The sequence below is a fragment of the Pseudomonas sp. C6002 genome, assembly GCF_013385805.1.
Taxonomy (GTDB): Bacteria; Pseudomonadota; Gammaproteobacteria; order Pseudomonadales; family Pseudomonadaceae; genus Aquipseudomonas.
The window spans coordinates 90,614-111,456 of sequence record NZ_JACAPH010000024.1 but is presented as its reverse complement, the minus strand read 5'-3'; the positions used below and the strand labels follow the sequence as shown (position 1 = coordinate 111,456).

Below are 20,843 nucleotides of genomic sequence, written 5' to 3'. Positions count from 1 at the left end.
TCGCTGGCAAGCCAGCTCCTACGAGGGTCGCAAAGCTCCCCTCTTGTCGCAAAAAACAAGAATAAGGATCCCTCATGTTCGATATCAGCACGTTCCCCACCGCCGATGCCGTCCGCCGGGCTGCGCAACTCAGTCAAGAGGAATACCAGCGCCTCTACCGCCAATCCGTCGAACAACCCGATACGTTCTGGGCCGAACAGGCCAAGCGTTTTCTCGACTGGAGCACGCCTTGGCAGACCGTCCAGAAATCCGACATCAAGACCGGCGCCGCGCAATGGTTTGCCGGAGGCCAACTGAACGTCAGTTACAACTGCATCGACCGTCACCTCGCGCAACGCGCTGATCAGCCGGCCTTCATCTGGGAGGGCGATGATCCTGCGACGTCTTCCAAAATTACCTACCGCCAGCTCCACCAAAACGTCAGCCGCCTGGCCAACGTGCTGAAAAGCCGTGGCGTGAAGAAAGGCGACCGGGTGTGCATCTACATGCCGATGATTCCCGAGGCGGCCTACGCGATGCTGGCCTGTACGCGGATCGGTGCGGTGCATTCGGTGGTGTTTGGCGGATTCTCGCCGGACGCCCTGCGCGACCGCATTCTCGACGCCGATTGCCGCACGGTGATCACCGCCGATGAAGGCGTGCGCGGCGGCAAGCCGGTGGCGCTGAAACAGAATGTCGACAAGGCCCTGGCCAGTTGCCCGGGTGTCAGCACGGTACTGGTGGTGCAGCGCACTGGCGCGGCAGTCAATTGGACTGAAGGGCGCGACCTCAAGTATCAACAGGCCCTGAATGCAGCCAGCGACGACTGCCCGCCCGAGCCGATGGATGCGGAAGACCCGCTGTTTATCCTCTACACCTCCGGCAGCACCGGCAAACCCAAAGGTGTGTTGCACACCACCGGCGGTTACCTGCTGCAGGCTGCGATGACCTTCAAGTACGTGCTCGATTACCGCGAAGGCGAAGTGTTCTGGTGCACCGCCGATGTCGGCTGGGTCACCGGCCACAGCTATATCGTGTACGGGCCACTGGCCAATGGTGCGACCTCGCTGATGTTCGAAGGCGTGCCGAGCTACCCGGACAGCTCGCGGTTCTGGCAGGTGATCGACAAACACAAGGTCAACATCTTCTACACCGCGCCGACCGCGTTACGCGCGCTGATGCGGGAAGGCCACGGCCCACTGGAAAACACTTCCCGCGCCAGCCTGCGCCTGCTGGGCAGTGTCGGCGAGCCAATCAACCCGGAAGCGTGGGACTGGTACTTCAATGCCGTGGGCGAACAACGTTGCCCGATTGTCGACACCTGGTGGCAGACCGAAACCGGCGGCATCATGCTCAGCCCGCTGGTCAGCGCCCAGCGGATCAAGCCCGGCTGCGCCACCCAGCCGATGTTTGGCGTGGTGCCGGTGCTGCTTGATGAGCAAGGCAAGGAAATCAGTGGCGCCGGCAGCGGCGTGCTGGCGATCAAATCCAGCTGGCCAGGGCAGATCCGCAGCGTGTACGGCGACCCTCAGCGGATGATCGACACCTATTTCAAACCCTACCCCGGCTACTACTTTACCGGCGACGGCGCGCGGCGCGACGAGGATGGTGACTACTGGATCACCGGCCGCATCGACGATGTGATCAATGTTTCCGGGCACCGCATCGGCACCGCCGAAGTCGAAAGCGCCCTGGTGCTGCATGATCAGGTCGCAGAAGCCGCGGTGGTCGGTTATCCACACGACGTAAAAGGCCAGGGCATCTATGCCTTCGTCACGCCCATGAATGGCGTCGAGCCCGACGACGCGCTGAAAAAGTACCTGCTGGACCTGGTCAGCAAGGAAATCGGCAGCTTCGCCAAGCCCGAGCTGATTCAATGGGCGCCGGCCTTGCCGAAAACCCGCTCAGGCAAGATCATGCGGCGGATCCTGCGCAAGATTGCCTGCAACGAGCTGGACAGCCTGGGAGATACATCCACACTGGCCGACCCGAGCGTGGTGGACGGCCTGATCGACAAGCGCCTCAACCGCTAGGAACCCATGGAATTCATTCGCAGCCGCATCGAAAACCAGCTGATGAGCCTGACCGGCTTGTCGCTGGGCCAACTCGACCTGGAGAACCCCAAGGGCGATCCGGGTCTCTTTGGGCCGAACTCGGTGAGCTGGAAGGTCCATGGCGACTTCAGCAGCATGTTGATCGGCGGCATCAGCGCGTTGATGTTGCAGGCATTGCACCCGCTGGCGTTGGCCGGCGTGTGGGACCACTCGAACTTTCGGCAGGACATGCTGGGGCGGTTACGACGCACCTCGCAGTTCATTTCCGGCACCACGTTTGGTTCGCGGCGTGACGCCGAATGGCTGATCGAGAAAGTGCGCACCATCCACCTGCAAGTGGTCGGCCATGCACCGGACGGCCGACCGTATGCCGCCAGTGATCCCGAGTTGCTGACCTGGGTGCATGTGGCGGAGGTCAGCAACTTTCTCGCGGCCCACCTGCGTTATCGCAACCCGGATTTATCTGCGAGGGATCAAGACCGGTACTACAGCGAAATCGCCCTGGTGGCCGAGCAATTGGGCGCGCGCCATGTGCCGCGTTCGCGCCAGGAAATTTCCGATTACCTTGAGCGTATCCGCCCGCAACTGCTGTGTGACCAGCGCAGCGACGAAGTCCTGCGCCTGCTGCTCAATGCGCCGTCTCCGAGCACCCTGGCCAAGCCGTTTGGCTCGCTGATGATGCAGGCCGGTATCGACCTGCTGCCGGACTGGGCCAGCGACATGCTCGGGCAGAAGCAAAGCCCGATCCAGCGCCAGATGATTCGTGCCGGGGTCAGGCGCAGCGCGCCGTTGTTGCGCTGGGCCATGCGCAATGGTTCGGTGCAGCGGGCCCACAGGCGAATGGGCCTGCTGGAGCCATAACTGTTAAACTCCCGCGCCCCAATTACTCTGCAAGGCGCGCACTATGTCTTCCTTGAATCAGGCGCTGCGCGCCGCCCTCGATCATCGCCAGGACCTGCTCGCCGAGTTGCATGCACAAGGTACCGATTGCTATCGCCTGTTCCACGGCAGCCAGGAAGGCGCCGGCGGCCTGACAATCGACCGCTACGGCCCGCAACTGCTGGTGCAGAGTTTTCACCAGTCGCTGGAAAGCGACGACCTGTTGCACCTGCATCAAGCAATCAACCAGCACCTGGGGCTTGAACTGCTGCTGGTCTACAACGACCGCTCCCGGGGCAACTCGCGCATCGACCGTGAAGACACGGTGTACCGCGCCGAGCCCGCAGCCCTGGAAGACCTGGTCGGCCACGAATGGGGCCTCAATTACCGCGTGCGCGGCCGCCATGCCGGGCAAGACCCGCTGTTATTCCTGGACCTGCGCAACACTCGCGGCTGGGTCAAGGCACACAGCGCCGGCAAAAGCGTGCTGAACCTGTTTGCCTACACCTGCGGCGTAGGCCTGAGTGCCGCTGCCGGTGGCGCTCGTGAGGTGTGCAACCTGGACTTTGCCGAGGGCAACCTGGCGGTCGGTCGCGAAAACGGTCAACTCAACCCGCAATTGCCGACGATGGAATTCATCCAGTCCGACTACTTCCCGGCAATCCGCCAACTGGCCGGCCTGCCCATCAGCCAGCGTCGGGGGCAGAAGCTGCCGAGTTACCCGCGCCTGGAGCAGCGTCAATACGATCTGGTACTGCTCGACCCGCCCGCCTGGGCCAAGAGCGCCTTCGGCACCGTCGACCTGCTGCGCGACTACCAGAGCCTGCTCAAGCCGGCGCTGCTGGCCACGGCCGACAACGGCGTGCTGATCTGCTGCAACAACCTGGCGAAAGTCGGCATGGACGACTGGCGTGACCAGGTCCTGCGCTGTGCGGAAAAGGCCGGGCGCCCGGTGCGCGACTGGCAGGTCATGACACCCGGCGCAGACTTCCCGTCCCACGACCAGCAACCACCGCTGAAGACCCTGATCCTGCAACTGTAGGACTTGTCCCAAAAGGGTCAGGGCGCAGTAATAAAGGCCCGGCTCTTCGGAACCGTAAACCCGTGCCATACTCCAAGGCACTCTTGATTGACATAGATGGCGTCACATATGCCCAAAGGATTGATTCGCGCCGCTGGCGCCTTGCTGACCGCCCTTGCCCTGTACAGCTTGCTGGGCTTCCTGATTCTCCCCGGTATTGCCCTTCGCGTGGCCAACCAACAGTTGGCCAACTACGCCACGGTGCCGGCGCGTGTCGAGCGTATCGAGCTCAACCCGTTCAGCCTCGAACTGACCGTGTGGGGCCTGAATATCGGTGAGCCGGGCAAGGAGCAAGTGGCCTTTGAACGCCTCTATGCCAACCTGCAGATCGACAGCCTGTGGACCCGCGCCCTGCACCTGGCCGACGTACAACTCGACAAGCCCAAGACCGAGCTGCTGTTCGACAAATCCGGCCAGCTCAACCTGGCGCAGCTGTTCAAACTCCCGGCCAGCGAACCGACACCAACCGATCCGAACGCCAAGCCATTCCCGCTGCGCATCGATAACATCAAGCTGGCAGGCGGCTATGTGCACTTCCAGGATTTGCGCCCGAGCGAGCCGATCGAGTTTCTCTACGACAAACTCGATTTCGAGCTGAAAAACCTCAGCACGCTGCCCGATGACAACGCCGACATGACCCTGGTGGCAGCCGGCCCTGAAGGCGGCCAGATCGACTGGACCGGTAACTTCAGCCTGATCCCGATCGCCTCCGAGGGCAAACTCAAGGTTACCGACGGCAAGATGAAAGTCTGGTGGCCGTATGTGCGTGACGCGGTGCCGCTGGTTCTGGAAGACGGCATCCTCAACTTCAGCACCGACTACAAGCTGAGCTTGGCCAAGGAAACCGAGCTGAACCTGACCAACGTCGCCCTGAGTGTCGCGCCGTTTGCGATCAAGGCACCGGATGGCCGGCCGCTCGCGCGCCTGCAGAAGCTGGACGTCAGCGAAACCACCGTGGACCTGGCCAAACAGCAAGTGATCGTCGGCAAGATCCGCAGTAATAAACTCGAAACCTGGGCCGCCCTTGAAGCCGACGGCCAGCTGGACTGGCAGAAGCTGTTTGCCAGCCAACCGAGCAAACCTGCAACTGCACCCGCAGCCGAGCCAGCCACCGCACCCGCTACCGCCGACTCGCCAAAACCTGCACCGGCAGCGCCGAGCAAGCCTTGGCAAGTGCTGCTCAAGGACGTGCAACTGCGCGACTATCAAGTGCATCTGGCTGACCGCTCGGCCAAACCGGCAGTCGCCCTGGAAGTCGGGCCGCTGAACCTTGACCTGCAGGGTTTCGACAGCCTTAACCAAAGCCCTTTTACCCTCAAGCTCGATACCGGCGTAGGCAAACAAGGCAAGCTCGAGGCGACCGGCCAGGTCAACCTGAGCCCGGTCAGCGCCAAGCTGAAAGTGGACACCAAAGACATCGACCTGCGCGTCGCCCAGTCCTATATCAGCCCATTTATCCGCCTGGAACTGCGTAGCGGCATGCTCGGCAGCAACCTCGACGTGAACCTGAAAAGCACCGACCCCCTGGCATTCCAGGTGACCGGCCGGGCCCAGGTCGACCAGTTGCACACCCTGGACACCATGAAGACCCGCGACTTCCTCAAGTGGCAGCGCCTGGTGCTGGAAGGCGTGAATTATCAACATGGCGACAGCCTGTCGATCGACAAGGTCAACCTGTTGCAGCCCTATGCGCGCTTCATGATCAACGATGACCGCACCACCAACATCGATGACCTGCTGATCCCGCAGCCGGCCAACAGCCCCGGCAAGTCCGCGGCGAAACCTGCGGCCAGCAAAGAGAAGCCCCTGGGCATTCATATTGGTCAAATTGCGATCAACGACGGCTCGGCCAACTTCGCCGACTTCAGCCTGACCCCGAACTTCGCCACGGCCATCCAGCAGCTCAACGGCCAGATCGGCACCATTGACAGTCGCCAGGCCAAACCGGCGAGCGTCGACGTCAAGGGCAAGGTTGACCGTTATGCACCGGTCACCATCAAGGGCAGCGTGAATCCGTTTGACCCGATGGCCGCACTGGATATCGCCACCAGCTTCAAACGCGTCGAACTGACCACCCTGACGCCATACTCGGGCAAGTTTGCCGGGTTCCGCATCCGCAAGGGTCGGCTCAACCTTGACCTGCATTACGTCATCACCAAGGGCCAGTTGAAGGCCGAAAACAAGGTGGTGGTCGAGCAACTGCAACTGGGTGAGAAGGTCGACAGCGCCGACGCCGTGGACCTGCCGATTCGCCTGGCGATAGCCCTGCTCAAGGACTCAGACGGCAAGATCTCGATCGAACTGCCGGTGACCGGCGACTTGAACAACCCGCAGTTCAGCGTCATGCCGATTGTCTGGCAGACCCTGCGCAACCTGGTAGTACGTGCGGCCACGGCGCCATTCAAGTTCATTGGCGGCCTGATCAGCGGTGGTGGTGCCCAAGACCTTGGCAACGTGTCGTTTGCCGCAGGCTCGAGCGAGCTGAGCAAGGATTCCCAGTCGGCCCTCGACAGCCTGGCCAAAGCCCTCAAGGAGCGCCCTGCGCTGCGCCTGGAGATCGAAGGCACCGCCGCTGCCAGCAGTGACGGCCCGCTTTTGGCCGCACAACGGCTGGAACGCGAATACCAGTACAACTACTACAAGATCCTCCAGCGCCGTGGCGACAAGGTGCCGGCCCAGGCGTCGCTGCTTGAAGTACCGGAAAAGGAAAAGGCGCCGCTGCTGGAAGGCATCTACCGCACCCGCCTGAAACAACAGCCTCCGGCCGAATGGAAAGACCTGAGCAATGACGAGCGCACCGCCAAGCTGCGGGACGGTGTGATCAAGTTCTGGAGTGGCAGTGACGTGTTGCTGCGCCAACTGGGCCAGGACCGCGCCAGCGCGATCAAGGACTACCTGGTAGACAAGGCGCAGCTGGAAGATGAGCGGGTTTACTTTATCGATGCAAACCTTGGGGAAGCGGAGAAAGATGGTCGGGTGGTAACACCGATGCATCTGGATGCCGAATAAACCGGCACCCGCTGAGCACCTGTGGCGAGGGGGCTTGTCCCCCGTTGGGCTGCGTAGCGGCCCCAATGAGGGCGTCGCGGTCATTCAGGCGGATCACCGTCGTCATACCAAGGGGCCGCTACGCAGCCCAACGGGGGCAAGCCCCCTCGCCACAAGAGCCTCGCTGACCTCCCCACTTTTCTACCCACAATAGAACAGGCCCCGACACAAGTGCCGGGGCCTGTAATGACCACATCCGTGTGGTCGGTCGCATGAACCTGTGAGGTGCATTGAGCGGATAACTAGACTCGCTCGTGGCCGCCTCCGCCTAGCTCAGGCGATTCGTTAAGCGTTACTCTGCTTTCAGGCCGTCGGCCGATACAGCTTTAACGCCTTTGATTTTCTTGGTGATGTTCACCGCGGTGGTTTTCTGCGCTTCAGTCACTGCGACGGTCGAGGACAGGGAAACTACACCTTTGTTGGTTTCGACTTTGATGTCGGTGCCAGGAATACCTTTCTCGGTTACCAGGTCAGCTTTCACTTTGGTGGTGATCCAAGTGTCCGAGGTGGACTCTTTGGCACCAGCAGCTGCGCTTTTGGTTTTGTCGACGTTATCAGCCTTTGTAGCGCCGCCAGCCATCAGGCCGTCAGCCGAAACTGCGGTTACGCCTTTGATTTTCTTGGTGATCGCTACAGCAGTAGCTTTCTGAGCGTCAGAGATAGCAACTGTCGAGGACAGGGAAACCACACCTTTGTTGGTCTCAACCTTAATGTCCGAACCAGGAATACCTTTCTCGGTCAGCAGGTCAGCTTTGACTTTGGTGGTGATCCAGGTATCCGAAGTGGACTCTTTAGCCTTGGTGACTTCACCGGCCGCCAGCGTCATAGGGGCTTGGGAAGTCTGAGCAAAGGCTACGTTAGCACCCATGGCCAGGGTCAGAGCGGTAGCAGTAGCGAGAGCGAACTTCTTCATACGAGTAACTCCTGTTTTATTAAAAGTCTGCAGTACGTAAACCTTGATGCTGCAGCGTTAACAGGGATATTGCAGACAGTGTGCCAACTCGACGTGGCCAATTAAATCCTTATAAAACAACACGTTATGAAAACAGGTGATTTTCGGAATCGTGCAACTTGCATGAAGACGAACGTGCCTGCATGCAAGTTGCGGCTTTTGGGGTATGGCTAAACGCCTGATTTCGCGACACTTTCCCGCAGGCATAAAAAAAGGACTCCGAAGAGTCCTTTTTCAGCTTGCAGCGACGGGGTGATTAAACGCCCGAAGCCTTGGCTGCTGCTACGTCCTTGATGGACAGCTTGATACGGCCGCGGTTGTCCACGTCCAGTACCAGCACTTCCACTTCCTGGCCTTCTTTCAGGATGTCGGTCACTTTCTCAACGCGAGCATCGCTCAGCATGGAGATGTGAACCAGACCGTCCTTGCCCGGCAGGATGTTGACGAATGCGCCGAAGTCGACGATGCGCTCAACCTTACCGACGTAGATCTTGCCGATCTCGGCTTCAGCAGTGATACCCAGGACGCGCTGACGTGCCGCTTCAGCCGCTTCCTTGGTTTCGCCGAAGATCTTGATCGAGCCGTCGTCTTCGATGTCGATCGAAGCCTTGGTCTCTTCACAGATCGCACGAATGGTCGCGCCGCCTTTACCGATAACATCACGGATTTTGTCGGTGTCGATTTTCATCGCGATCATGGTCGGAGCATTTTCCGACAGTTCGGTACGGGACTGGCCAATGATCTGGTTCATCTGACCGAGGATGTTCAGGCGCGCTTCCAGGGCTTGGCCCAGAGCGATTTCCATGATTTCTTCGGTGATGCCCTTGATCTTGATGTCCATCTGCAGCGCGGTAACACCTTTGGCGGTACCGGCTACTTTGAAGTCCATGTCGCCCAGGTGGTCTTCGTCGCCCAGGATGTCGGTCAGGATGGCGAACTTCTCGCCTTCTTTAACCAGGCCCATGGCGATACCGGCAACCGGTGCCTTCATCGGAACGCCGGCATCCATCAGAGCCAGGGAAGCGCCGCAGACCGAAGCCATGGAGCTGGAACCGTTGGACTCGGTGATTTCCGACACAACACGAATGGTGTACGGGAACACGTCGGCGGCAGGCAACATGGCTGCAATCGAACGACGGGCCAGACGGCCGTGACCGATTTCGCGACGACCAGCGCCACCCATGCGACCACACTCACCTACCGAGAACGGAGGGAAGTTGTAGTGCAGCATGAACGGGTCTTTTTTCTCGCCTTCCAGGGTGTCCAGCAGCTGTGCGTCACGGGCAGTACCCAGTGTTGCAACAACCAGGGCCTGGGTTTCACCACGGGTGAACAGGGCCGAACCGTGGGTTTTTGGCAGAACGCCGACTTCGATGTTCAGCGGACGTACGGTGCGGGTGTCGCGGCCGTCGATACGTGGCTTGCCGTTAACGATGTTTTCGCGAACGGTGCGGTATTCGATTTCGCCGAAGGCTGCTTTGACTTCGCTGGAAGAAGGCTGGCCTTCTTCACCGGACAGCTTGGCAACAACCTGGTCCTTCAGCTCACCCAGGCGAGCGTAACGGTCGGCCTTGATGGTGATGGTGTAGGCGTCGGAGATAGCGGTGCCGAACTCGGAGCGGATAGCGCCCAGCAGTGCGGTAGCTTCTGGCTGAGGAGCCCAGGTCCAGGTTGGCTTGGCAGCTTCAGCGGCCAGTTCCTTGACAGCGTTGATCACAACCTGGAACTCGTCGTGAGCAAACAGTACAGCGCCCAGCATCTGGTCTTCGGTCAGCTCTTTGGCTTCCGATTCAACCATCAACACGGCTTCCGAAGTACCGGCAACGACCATGTCCAGGCTCGAAGCTTTCTGTTGTTCGTAAGTCGGGTTCAGCAGGTAGCCGGTGCTTTCGTGGAATGCAACACGGGCAGCGCCGATCGGGCCATCGAAAGGAATACCGGAGATGGCCAGGGCCGCCGAGGTACCGATCATCGCAGCGATGTCCGGATCGGTCTTCTTGCTGGTGGAAACGACGGTGCAGACAACCTGCACTTCGTTCATGAAGCCTTCTGGGAACAGCGGACGGATCGGACGGTCGATCAGTCGGGAAGTCAGGGTTTCTTTCTCGGAAGGACGGCCTTCACGCTTGAAGAAACCACCAGGGATCTTACCTGCAGCGTAAGTCTTTTCCTGGTAGTGAACGGAAAGAGGGAAGAAGCCTTTGCTTGGGTCAGCGGTCTTGGCGCCTACAACGGTCACCAATACGGTGACGTCGTCGTCAACGGTGACCAGCACTGCGCCGGAGGCTTGACGGGCGATACGGCCTGTCTCGAGGGTAACGGTCGACTGACCGAACTGGAATTTTTTGATAACCGGGTTCACGGTGTCCTACCTTCTTTGTGGCTCTTGGGGAACTTGTCTTCTTGCGAAATTCTTGGGCAATGTCGGGAATCGGCCCAACGCCTGTCCAGGGTAAAACGTGTATCCAGATAAAACTTGAGGCTGGAAGCCTGCCATGGGCCAGCGGGAAACCCACTGACACACGACAGCCAACCAACCTCTAGCGCAATCGCTTATTAGCGACGCAGACCCAGGCGACCGATCAGAGTCTGATAACGACCCAGATCCTTGCCTTTCAGGTAGTCCAGCAGCTTACGGCGCTGGTTTACCATGCGGATCAGACCACGACGGGAGTGGTGATCTTTACCGTTGGCCTTGAAGTGACCTTGCAGCTTGTTGATGTTGTGGGTCAGCAGTGCAACTTGCACTTCTGGCGAACCAGTGTCACCAACAGCTTGCTGATAGTCAGCAACGATTTGTGCTTTTTCTTGAACGTCGAGAGCCATGAGGCAATCCTTTTTTTCAGGAAACCACCCAAAGGGCAGTTTCAACAGGCCAGGGACAAATCCCTGTATCTAAAAATGAGTAGTGACCATGCCTGCTAACAGCCACCCTCGTTCCAGTTTGAGTAAAAGCTACTGCGCTTTTACCACAAACTGGTTTCGGTCATTCTGACCGAATCAGTCGACGCGGCGCGATGCGCCCGTCTTCGCTCACTTCACCGATACCGATAAAGCGACCGTTGTGATCTTGTACCCGCACCATGCCGAACTTCGGGGCATCCGGTGCACGTACCGGCTGGCCGTTAAGCCAGTAGAACGCGCTGTGCTCCGAGAAGTGCAGCAATGGCCAATCCAGTAAACCGCTGTCCGATGGCATCAGGAAGCGATCAACCGCTTCGTTGCCGCCTTCGGCATGCACTGCTTCCAGCTCTTCCAGCGTGACCGTCTGGGCCAGGGTGAAAGGGCCTGCCTGGGTGCGTCGCAGTTCTGCAACGTATGCGCCACAGCCTAGTTGCTCACCGATATCTTCCACGAGGGTGCGGATATAGGTGCCTTTGCTGCAGTCCACCGCCAACCGGGCAGTGTCGCCTTCAACGGCGAGCAATTCCAAGCGCGCAATAGTAACAGAACGCGGTTCGCGCTCCACCACTTCCCCTGCACGTGCCAGCTTGTAAAGAGGCTGGCCATCACGCTTGAGAGCCGAGTACATCGGCGGTATCTGACTGATTTGCCCACGAAAAGCAGGTAAGGCAGCTTCGATATCAGCACGACCAACGGTCACCTCGCGAACCTGCAAAACATCACCTTCGGCGTCTGCCGTGGTGGTGGTCTTGCCCAGTTGCATCAGGGTCTCGTAGCCCTTGTCGGAATCGAGCAGGTATTGCGAAAACTTGGTGGCCTCGCCGAAGCACAACGGCAACACGCCGGTGGCCAAGGGGTCGAGGCTGCCGGTGTGCCCTGCCTTCTCGGCATTGAGCAGCCAGCGAACCTTCTGCAACGCCGCATTGGAGGTAAAACCAATGGGCTTGTCGAGCAGAATGATGCCGCTGACATTACGACGGATACGTTTGACCTGAGCCACCGATTACTCCTTGGCGTCTTCAGGCGTGGCGGATTCCGGGTGCTGATTGTCTTCAGCCACGGCCCGCTCGATCAGTGCCGACAGGTGCGCGCCACGCACGACGCTTTCGTCGTAGTGGAAGTGCAACTGAGGAACGCTGCGCAGCTTCATTTCACGGGCCAACTGCATACGCAGGAAACCTGCGGCGGAGTTGAGCACCTTGATGCTTTGCGCGATTTCTTCGCTGTTGTCCTGGCCCATCACGGTGATGAAGATCTTGGCGTGACCAACGTCACGGCTGACTTCAACGGCGGTGATGGTGACCAGGCCAACACGTGGGTCTTTTACTTCACGACGGATCAGCTGTGCCAGCTCACGCTGCATCTGATCGCCGATACGTTGGGTACGGCTGTATTCTTTTGCCATGTCTTGTTACCTGTTGCTGCCACACGGTGAAACCCGTGGGGTCTGAAAGCGGCAAACGCCCGGCCTGACAAAAGCCAGACCGGGCGTTGCGTTTAGAGTCCGGACAGAGCGCCGGGCATTTGCATGCCCGGGCGCTGCGTGGCCCTTGAAGTACGCGAGTTAGAGGCTGCGAGCAACCTGGACCTTCTCGTAGACTTCGATCTTGTCACCCGCCTTGACGTCGTTGTAGCTCTTGACGCCAATACCGCATTCCATGCCGGCACGTACTTCGGAAGCGTCATCCTTGAAGCGGCGCAGGGATTCCAGCTCGCCTTCGAAGATAACGATGTCTTCACGCAGTACACGGATTGGACGGTTACGGTGCACAACACCTTCGATAACCATGCAACCGGCGATCGCGCCGAATTTCGGCGAGCGGAACACGTCACGCACCTCGGCCACACCCAGGATGTTCTCCCGGACGTCGCTGCCAAGCATGCCGGTGAGGGCTTTCTTGACGTCTTCGATGATGTCGTAGATGACGTTGTAGTAACGCATGTCCAGGCCTTCCTGCTCGACGATCTTCCGTGCGCCAGCATCGGCACGCACGTTGAAGCCGAACAGTACAGCGTTGGAGGCCAGCGCCAGGTTGGCATCGGATTCGGTGATACCACCGACACCGCCGCCGACCACACGCACTTGCACTTCGTCGTTACCCAGGCCATTCAAGGCGCCGTTCAACGCTTCGAGGGAACCACGAACGTCAGATTTGAGGACGATGTTAAGCGTCTTCTTCTCTGCCTGGCCCATGTTCTCGAAGATGTTTTCCAGCTTGCCGGCGTGAGCACGGGCCAGCTTGACTTCGCGGAACTTGCCTTGACGGAACAGAGCCACTTCACGGGCTTTCTTCTCGTCCGACAGCACGCTCATCTCGTCGCCAGCGTCCGGGGTACCGTCCAGGCCGAGGATCTCGACAGGGATGGAAGGACCGGCTTCCTTGATTGGCTTGCCGTTCTCGTCGAGCATGGCACGTACACGGCCATAGTTCGAACCGACCAGGACCATGTCGCCTTGGCGCAGGGTACCGTCTTGAACCAGAACGGTTGCAACCGGGCCACGCCCCTTGTCGAGACGCGATTCAACCACAACACCACGACCCGGGGCCGATGGAGTTGCTTTCAGTTCAAGAACTTCGGCTTGCAGCAGGACAGCTTCGAGCAGTTCGTCTACACCGGTACCGACTTTCGCCGAAACCGAAACGAATGGCGTATCACCGCCCCACTCTTCGGAAGTCACGCCGTGAACCGACAGTTCGCTACGGATGCGATCGAGATCGGCGCCCGGCTTGTCGATTTTGTTCACTGCAACAACCAGAGGAACACCAGCGGCTTTAGCGTGCTGGACAGCTTCAATGGTCTGCGGCATTACGCCGTCGTCCGCCGCAACTACCAGGATCACGATGTCAGTCGCCTTGGCACCACGGGCACGCATGGCGGTAAACGCGGCGTGACCAGGGGTGTCGAGGAAGGTGACCATGCCGCGTTCGGTTTCAACGTGGTATGCACCGATGTGCTGGGTGATGCCGCCGGCTTCGCCTGCAGCTACCTTGGCACGACGGATATAGTCGAGCAGCGAGGTCTTACCATGGTCAACGTGGCCCATTACGGTCACGACTGGCGCACGGGAGAAAGTCTCGCCTTCAAACTTCAGGGACTCGGCCAGGGAATCTTCCAGGGCGGTGTCGCTGACCAGGGTCACTTTGTGGCCCAGCTCCTCAGCAACCAGTTGGGCAGTTTCCTGGTCCAGTACCTGGTTGATGGTCGCTGGGGTACCCAGTTTGAACATGAACTTGATGATTTCAGCAGCCTTGACCGACATCTGATTGGCGAGGTCGCCAACAGTGATGGTCTCGCCGATCTGCACATCACGCACGACAGGGCCGGTTGGGCTCTGGAAACCGTGGGCGTTGCGCTTCTTCAGCTTGGCCTTGCCGCGACCACCGCGACGGAAGCTGTCGCTTTCTTCGTCGGTAGTACGTGGGGCAACGCGTGGCGCTGGCGCCTTCTCTTTGACCGAAGCACGATGTGGAGCGTTTTTGCGCTCACCATCGCCACTGCCACGACGATTGTTATCGTCGGCACGTGGTTTGTCCGGGCGGCGAGGTTCTTCGCGTTTGCGAGCGTCGGCTGCAGGAGCTGGCGCGGCGGCAACCGGAGCGGCCTCACGAACAGCTTCAACAGGCGCGCTAGGCGCAGCAACGGCCTCAGCGTTAGCAGGTTGCGCAGCAGCAGGCTGGCGACGCGCTTCTTCTTCGGCGCGACGCTTGGCTTCTTCTTCAGCCTTCTGACGAGCAGCATTTTCTACTGCGCGACGTTCTTCCAGTTCGCGTTTGCGCTCGGCTTCGATTTCTTCCGGGCTGCGCTGTACGAAGACTTTCTTCTTGCGTACTTCAACGCTGATGCTCTTGCTGCCAGCAACACGCAGGGTGCTGGTGGTTTTGCGCTGCAATGTAATCTTGCGCGGTTCTTCCACTTTCGCCTTGTGGCTGCTCTTCAAGTGAGTCAGCAAAGACTGCTTCTCACTATCGCTCACACCTTCATCGGCGGCGGTGTGCGGCAGACCTGCCTCACGCATCTGCTGCAACAGGCGCTCTACCGGTGTTTTGACCTCATCGGCCAGTTGTTTCACCGTGACTTGCGTCATGCACTTCTCTCCTCAGGCCGCGCCTAATTACTCGAACCAATGGGCTCGGGCGGCCATGATCAACTTGCCGGCACGATCATCGTCAATGCCGTCGATGTCGAGCAGGTCGTCAATAGACTGCTCGGCCAGGTCTTCGCGGGTAATTACGCCGCGCACCGCCAGTTCCATCGCCAAATCCTTGTCCATACCCTCAAGCGAGAGCAGGTCTTCGGCCGGATGGGCGTCTGCCAGCTTTTCCTCAGTAGCGATGGCTTTAGTCAACAAACGATCCTTGGCCCGAGCGCGAAGCTCGTTGACGGTGTCTTCGTCAAAGCCGTCGATGTTGAGCATTTCTTCCAACGGTACGTAGGCAATCTCTTCCAGGCTGGTGAAGCCTTCATCTACCAGCACCTGTGCCAGGTCTTCGTCGACTTCCAGCTCGTCGATGAAGTTGCGCAGGATGTCACCGGTTTCTGCTTGCTGCTTAGCCTGGATGTCCGATTCGGTCATCACGTTCAGGGTCCAGCCGGTCAACTGGCTGGCCAAACGTACGTTCTGACCACCGCGACCGATGGCCTGAGCCAGATTGTCTGCGCCAACGGCGATGTCCATTGCATGGGCATCCTCGTCAACGATAATTGCCGCCACTTCAGCAGGCGACATTGCGTTGATCACGAACTGCGCAGGGTTATCGTCCCACAGGACGATGTCCACACGCTCACCGCCCAATTCGCCCGACACTGCCTGGACGCGCGAACCGCGCATACCAATGCAAGCGCCTTGCGGGTCGATGCGTTTGTCCTTGGAGCGGACCGCGATCTTGGCGCGTGAACCCGGATCGCGGGACGCAGCCATGACTTCGATCAGGCCTTCGGCAATTTCCGGCACTTCGATGCGGAACAGCTCGATCAGCATTTCCGGCGCGGTACGCGACAGGATCAACTGAGGGCCGCGGTTCTCGGTGCGGATTTCCTTGAGCAGCGCACGCAAGCGCACGCCAACCCGGAAAGTTTCGCGGGAAATGATGTCTTCGCGGGCCAGCAACGCTTCAGCGTTGTTACCCAGGTCGACGATCACGTTGTCGCGAGTGACTTTTTTCACGGTGCCGGAGATGATTTCCCCCAGACGCTCGCGATAAGCGTCAACGACTTGAGCGCGCTCGGCTTCGCGGACCTTCTGCACGATGACTTGCTTGGCAGTCTGTGCAGCGATGCGGCCGAACTCGATGGATTCGATCTTTTCTTCGACGACATCACCGACCTGGGCGCCCGGATGCGTTTCAGCAACCTTGCTCGGCCAGGTTTCGATGGCCGGATCATCAAGATCGGCTTCTTCGACGACCGTCCAGCGACGGAAAGTCTCGTAGGCACCGGTGTGGCGGTTGATTTCCACACGCAGATCAACTTCGTCTTCAAAACGCTTTTTGGTAGCAGTGGCCAGGGCCAGCTCCAGCGCTTCAAAAATCACGTTTGCCGGTACGCCCTTTTCATTGGATACCGACTCAACAACCAGCAGTACTTCTTTGCTCATCGTACGCCTCGCCTTTCGCAAGCCATTGGATCCGCGGGATCCGCGTCTCAGTCAAAACTGGGAATAATGTTGGCCTTGTCGATCATATCGATCGGCAACAGGAACTCATGGTCTTCTACCTGCACCACGACGTCCTGCTCTTCTACACCGCGCAGAAGGCCCTGAAAGTTGCGTCGCCCTTCAAAGGGAGAGCGCAGCTTGATCTTCACTTGTTCACCGGCAAATTTTGCAAACTGATCAATAGTGAACAGTGGGCGTTCCATGCCAGGCGAGGAAACTTCGAGGGTGTATTCAACGGAGATCGGATCTTCAACATCCAGGACACCGCTGATCTGACGGCTGACAATGGCACAATCGTCCACCAGCACGCCGCCCTCTTTATCGATATAAACGCGCAACATTGAGTGGCGACCTTGAGCCGAAAACTCAATACCCCAGCATTCATAGCCTAGGGCCACGACCACCGGGGCCAACAAGGCCTGCAACTCTTCTAGCTTGCTCGACACCTGAACCCCCTCGTGCATGTATGTGCATGCTGTGCAAAATAAAAAAATGGGCGAAACGCCCATCCTTGAAACGCCGTCGAACAGCGGCGTTGAAAGTGTCCAGCTAACAAAAAGCCCCTTAAAAGGGGCTCCGCTAAAACTGGTTGCGGGGGCCGGATTTGAACCGACGACCTTCGGGTTATGAGCCCGACGAGCTACCAGACTGCTCCACCCCGCGACAAAGCTGGGGCGGAAGTATACGACCGATCCCTTACAGGGTCAATGTAACCTTCCACCTACAAGAAAGCCCGCAACAGCGGGCTCTCCTGATAATTGGTACCGAGAAGGGGACTCGAACCCCTACACCCTATGGGCACAACCACCTCAAGGTTGCGTGTCTACCAATTCCACCACCTCGGCAATACAGCGTTTACAACCTTCTTACTTCTGCTCTTGAGCTGGAGGTACGTCAGTCGCTGGAGTAGCCGACTTTTGCTCTTGAAGCACCGGGACATCATCAGAAGCCGGTTTTGCTTTTGGTACTTCCAACACTGCTGGGTTTGGGAGACCTACCTGAGTCAGCACATGAGCTTTCTCTTTAGCAAAGTAACCTAACCCCAAGCTGGTTATGAAGAAACCGGCGGCAAGTATAGCAGTAAACTTACTAAGAAAGGTAGAGGAACCTTGGCTTCCGAACACAGTATTTGAAGCACCTGCCCCGAAAGACGCACCAGCGTCCGCACCTTTACCCTGCTGCAGCAAAACCAGAGCAACTACGCCCAGTGCACCCAGCAGATGAAAAACAACGATGACTGTTTCCAGCATTTTTTCAGTTTCCCGCGGCGCGACAAATCGCACCGAACTCATCTGCATTCAGGGAAGCCCCACCAATGAGCCCCCCATCGATATCCGGCATGCCGAACAGTTCGACCGCATTGGCCGCCTTCACGCTGCCGCCGTATAGAAGCCGCACACCTCGTGCGACCTCAGAATTCTCTGCCGCCAACTGCGCGCGGATGGCTGCGTGCACATCCTGCGCCTGTTGCGGCGAAGCAGTCAGCCCGGTGCCAATGGCCCAGACCGGCTCGTAAGCAATTACTGCATTTGCAAAGGCACCGACTCCCAGCTCCTCGATGATGCTGCCCAGCTGACGCCCGACAACCTCAAGAGTTTTACCGGACTCACGCTGCTCAAGGGTCTCCCCTATGCACAACACCGGAACCAAGCCGCAAGCCTGTGCCGCCGCGAATTTGCGATTGAGTGTCCCATCACGCTCGCCCATGATCTGGCGGCGCTCGGAGTGCCCAACAAGCACCAGGGAGCAACCCGCATCAACCAGCTGACTCGGTGCAATCTCACCGGTCAACGCACCTTGCATGGATTCCACCGCAGAGTTCTGCGCGCCGACCTGGATCGACTTGCCTTTCAAGCCATCAATCACTTGATTGATATACAAGCAAGGCGGGAATACCGCGACATCAACACCGCTAGGCAAGGCCAAATGACGAAGGCCATTGATCAGCTCAGCGACACTGGCGCGGGTACCGTGCATCTTCCAGTTACCAGCTACCATAGTGCGACGCATGCTGTACCTCGTCGGTCAAAGTGGGCGCAGATGTTACCCAACCACATCATCACTGGCAAGCCGAATTCAGGCGCAAACTTCAGTTACCAGTTTTGCCAGCTCTTCGGCATAGCCGCGAACCTGTGTTTCGTCCTCGCCCTCGACCATTACACGCACCAAAGGCTCGGTACCCGACTTGCGCAGCAAGACCCGACCACGCCCCGCCATGGCGGCAGTCACGCGCTCACTGGCCTCTTTGACAGCCGGATGCTCGATAGGGTTGTCACCGCCTGCAAAGCGCACGTTGAGCAGCACTTGCGGGCACTTGCGCAACGCCTGCCGCGCCTGGGCCAGGCTTTCTTCACGGCGACGCAGCGCCAGCAGCACCTGCAGCGCCGCAATGATCGCATCCCCGGTAGTCGTGTGCTGGAAGCAGACGATATGACCGGAATTTTCGCCACCCACCTGCCAATTACGCTCCAGCAGGTCGGCAATCACGTAGCGGTCACCGACATTGGCGCGCACAAACGGGATCCCCAGATCTGCCAGGGCCAGCTCCAGGCCAAGATTGCTCATCAAGGTACCGACGACGCCGCCTTGCAGCTTGTTACGCTCATGCAGGTCACGGGCGATGATGAACAACAGGTCGTCGCCATCGACGATCGCGCCAGTGTGGTCGACCATCAATACGCGGTCGCCATCACCATCGAACGCGATGCCCAAGTCGGCATGCTCAGCCAGGACAGCCGCCTGCAACTGCCCCATGTGGGTTGAGCCGCAGTTGTCGTTGATGTTCAGGCCGTTCGGCTGCGCCGACAGTACAGTAACGTCTGCGCCAAGCTCCTTGAACACACTCGGTGCGACTTTGTACGTCGCGCCGTGGGCGCAGTCGATGACGACCTTCAACCCGGCAAAATTGGTGCTGCTAGGCACACTGCTTTTGCAAAACTCGATGTAACGGCCGGAAGCGTCGTTAATCCGCGAAACCTTGCCCAGCTTGCTCGATTCGACGACGGTCATCGGCGCATCCAGCAACTCTTCGATCATGTGCTCGATCTCATCCGGCAGCTTGGTGCCCTGGCCTGAGAAGAACTTGATGCCGTTGTCATCGTGGGGATTGTGCGAAGCGCTGATCACGATACCGGCTTCAGCATGAAAGGTACGCGTCAGGTAAGCGATCGCTGGCGTAGGCATCGGCCCCAACAGCATCACATCAGCGCCGGCAGCAGACAGACCTGCCTCCAGCGCAGACTCAAACATATAACCCGAGATACGCGTGTCCTTACCCACCAGGATACGGCAGGCCCCCATGCTGCGGAACGCCATGCCGGCGGCCCAGCCCAGCTTGAGCATGAAATCGGGAGTAATCGGGAATTCGCCGACCCGACCGCGAATGCCATCGGTGCCAAAATACTTTTTAGTCATAAGTGCTCCATCATTCTTATTCGGCTGATTCAACCGCTGCGATCATCCGCACTACATCTATCGTCTCGGCCACGTCATGCACGCGCAAGATGCGCGCCCCCTTGACCACGGCAAGTGCCGCAAGTGCCAGGCCGCCATGCAGCCGCTCACCCACGGGACGATTCAACGCCAGACCTATCATGCTCTTGCGCGAAACCCCGACCAACAAGGGGCGACCAAGGGCATGCAGGGATTCCATATGCTTGAACAGGCTTAAATTGTGCTGCAAGGTCTTGGCAAAGCCAAATCCCGGGTCGAGGATTATCCGCTCGGGAGCAATCCCCGCCGCCGCGCATTGAGCCATGCGCTCAGCAAGGAAGCCTTTCACTTCACCGACCAGATTGTCGTAATGCGGGTCGTCCTGCATCGTGCCCGGCTCGCCAAGCATATGCATCAGGCAAACCGGCAGCCCCGTCGCGGCGGCCGCATCCAGAGCGCCATCGCGCTGCAAAGAGCGCACATCGTTGATCAACCCTGCACCCAGCCGCGCAGTTTCGCGCATAACGGCAGGGGTCGAGGTGTCGACAGAGATGATGACGTCCAGCTCTTGATGGACGCGCTCGACAATCGGAGCAACCCGTTCCAGCTCCTCCAGGGGAGAAACTGCGCGCGCGCCGGGCCGGGTTGATTCGCCACCGACGTCAATCAGAGTCGCACCGGCAGCCACCATCGCTTCCGCATGGCGCAACGCAACATCAAGCTGACTGAAGCGACCACCATCGGAAAAGGAATCAGGGGTTACATTAAGAATGCCCATAACGTGTGTATGGGCCAAATCAAGAACCCGGCTGCCGCAAGGCAACCGGGTCGAGGACAACGCAGAAGTCATTTCAAACC

Annotated in this window: 16 protein-coding genes and 2 tRNA genes; 4 read left to right on the top strand and 14 right to left on the bottom strand. The window is 59.0% G+C overall.

Features of this window, described 5'->3' with window-relative positions; genetic code table 11:
- Positions 1–74 precede the first annotated feature (74 nt).
- The 4 genes from acs (at position 75) to HX817_RS16835 (ending at position 7,002) form a co-directional block, all read left to right on the top strand.
- On the top strand, positions 75–2,012 hold the full coding sequence (gene acs / locus HX817_RS16850; RefSeq protein WP_177040624.1) for an acetate--CoA ligase: 1,938 nt from the start codon (positions 75–77) through the stop codon (positions 2,010–2,012).
- Between the two features lie 6 nt (positions 2,013–2,018).
- Positions 2,019–2,894 carry an oxygenase MpaB family protein gene (locus tag HX817_RS16845; protein WP_177009214.1) on the top strand — a complete coding sequence of 292 codons (876 nt, stop codon included), beginning with the start codon at positions 2,019–2,021 and terminating at the stop codon, positions 2,892–2,894.
- Between the two features lie 43 nt (positions 2,895–2,937).
- A complete protein-coding gene (locus HX817_RS16840; protein WP_102368082.1) occupies positions 2,938–3,954 on the top strand; it encodes a class I SAM-dependent rRNA methyltransferase in 1,017 nt (338 codons plus the stop codon).
- Positions 3,955–4,062: 108 nt separating this feature from the next.
- Positions 4,063–7,002 carry a DUF748 domain-containing protein gene (locus HX817_RS16835; protein WP_008436847.1) on the top strand — a complete coding sequence of 980 codons (2,940 nt, stop codon included), beginning with the start codon at positions 4,063–4,065 and terminating at the stop codon, positions 7,000–7,002.
- A 331-nt stretch (positions 7,003–7,333) separates the two neighbouring features.
- Here HX817_RS16835 and HX817_RS16830 read toward each other — a convergent pair whose 3' ends face one another.
- From HX817_RS16830 to folP, 14 genes are all read right to left on the bottom strand, one after another.
- Positions 7,334–7,954 carry a BON domain-containing protein gene (locus tag HX817_RS16830; RefSeq protein WP_003212178.1) on the bottom strand — a complete coding sequence of 207 codons (621 nt, stop codon included), beginning with the start codon at positions 7,952–7,954 and terminating at the stop codon, positions 7,334–7,336.
- Between the two features lie 295 nt (positions 7,955–8,249).
- The gene (gene pnp, locus HX817_RS16825; protein WP_003212180.1) at positions 8,250–10,355 is read right to left on the bottom strand and encodes a polyribonucleotide nucleotidyltransferase; all 2,106 of its coding nucleotides are present in this window, start codon (positions 10,353–10,355) and stop codon (positions 8,250–8,252) included.
- A gap of 194 nt (positions 10,356–10,549) precedes the next feature.
- Positions 10,550–10,819: a 30S ribosomal protein S15 gene (gene rpsO / locus HX817_RS16820; protein WP_003177875.1), complete on the bottom strand. Its 270-nt coding sequence runs from the start codon at positions 10,817–10,819 to the stop codon at positions 10,550–10,552.
- 160 nt (positions 10,820–10,979) lie between these two features.
- The gene (truB, locus tag HX817_RS16815) at positions 10,980–11,897 is read right to left on the bottom strand and encodes a tRNA pseudouridine(55) synthase TruB (RefSeq protein WP_102368080.1); all 918 of its coding nucleotides are present in this window, start codon (positions 11,895–11,897) and stop codon (positions 10,980–10,982) included.
- Between the two features lie 3 nt (positions 11,898–11,900).
- Positions 11,901–12,302, bottom strand: a complete 402-nt coding sequence (rbfA, locus tag HX817_RS16810) for a 30S ribosome-binding factor RbfA (protein ID WP_003212184.1) — start codon at positions 12,300–12,302, stop codon at positions 11,901–11,903.
- 159 nt (positions 12,303–12,461) lie between these two features.
- Positions 12,462–14,984: a translation initiation factor IF-2 gene (gene infB / locus HX817_RS16805; RefSeq protein ID WP_177040623.1), complete on the bottom strand. Its 2,523-nt coding sequence runs from the start codon at positions 14,982–14,984 to the stop codon at positions 12,462–12,464.
- A gap of 27 nt (positions 14,985–15,011) precedes the next feature.
- Positions 15,012–16,493, bottom strand: coding sequence for a transcription termination factor NusA (nusA, locus tag HX817_RS16800; RefSeq protein ID WP_003212187.1), 1,482 nt, complete (start codon positions 16,491–16,493; stop codon positions 15,012–15,014).
- A 47-nt stretch (positions 16,494–16,540) separates the two neighbouring features.
- Positions 16,541–16,999: a ribosome maturation factor RimP gene (gene rimP, locus HX817_RS16795; RefSeq protein WP_003235029.1), complete on the bottom strand. Its 459-nt coding sequence runs from the start codon at positions 16,997–16,999 to the stop codon at positions 16,541–16,543.
- Between the two features lie 140 nt (positions 17,000–17,139).
- A tRNA-Met gene (locus tag HX817_RS16790) sits at positions 17,140–17,216 on the bottom strand.
- A gap of 96 nt (positions 17,217–17,312) precedes the next feature.
- Positions 17,313–17,398, bottom strand: a tRNA-Leu gene (locus tag HX817_RS16785).
- Positions 17,399–17,419: 21 nt separating this feature from the next.
- Positions 17,420–17,803, bottom strand: coding sequence for a preprotein translocase subunit SecG (gene secG, locus HX817_RS16780; RefSeq protein WP_026078118.1), 384 nt, complete (start codon positions 17,801–17,803; stop codon positions 17,420–17,422).
- Between the two features lie 4 nt (positions 17,804–17,807).
- Complete coding sequence (gene tpiA, locus HX817_RS16775) at positions 17,808–18,563, bottom strand: triose-phosphate isomerase (RefSeq protein ID WP_003212194.1); 756 nt, start codon at positions 18,561–18,563, stop codon at positions 17,808–17,810.
- Positions 18,564–18,629: 66 nt separating this feature from the next.
- Positions 18,630–19,967, bottom strand: coding sequence for a phosphoglucosamine mutase (gene glmM / locus HX817_RS16770; protein WP_003212196.1), 1,338 nt, complete (start codon positions 19,965–19,967; stop codon positions 18,630–18,632).
- Between the two features lie 16 nt (positions 19,968–19,983).
- Positions 19,984–20,835, bottom strand: a complete 852-nt coding sequence (gene folP / locus HX817_RS16765) for a dihydropteroate synthase (protein WP_177019337.1) — start codon at positions 20,833–20,835, stop codon at positions 19,984–19,986.
- Positions 20,836–20,843: the final 8 nt, after the last annotated feature.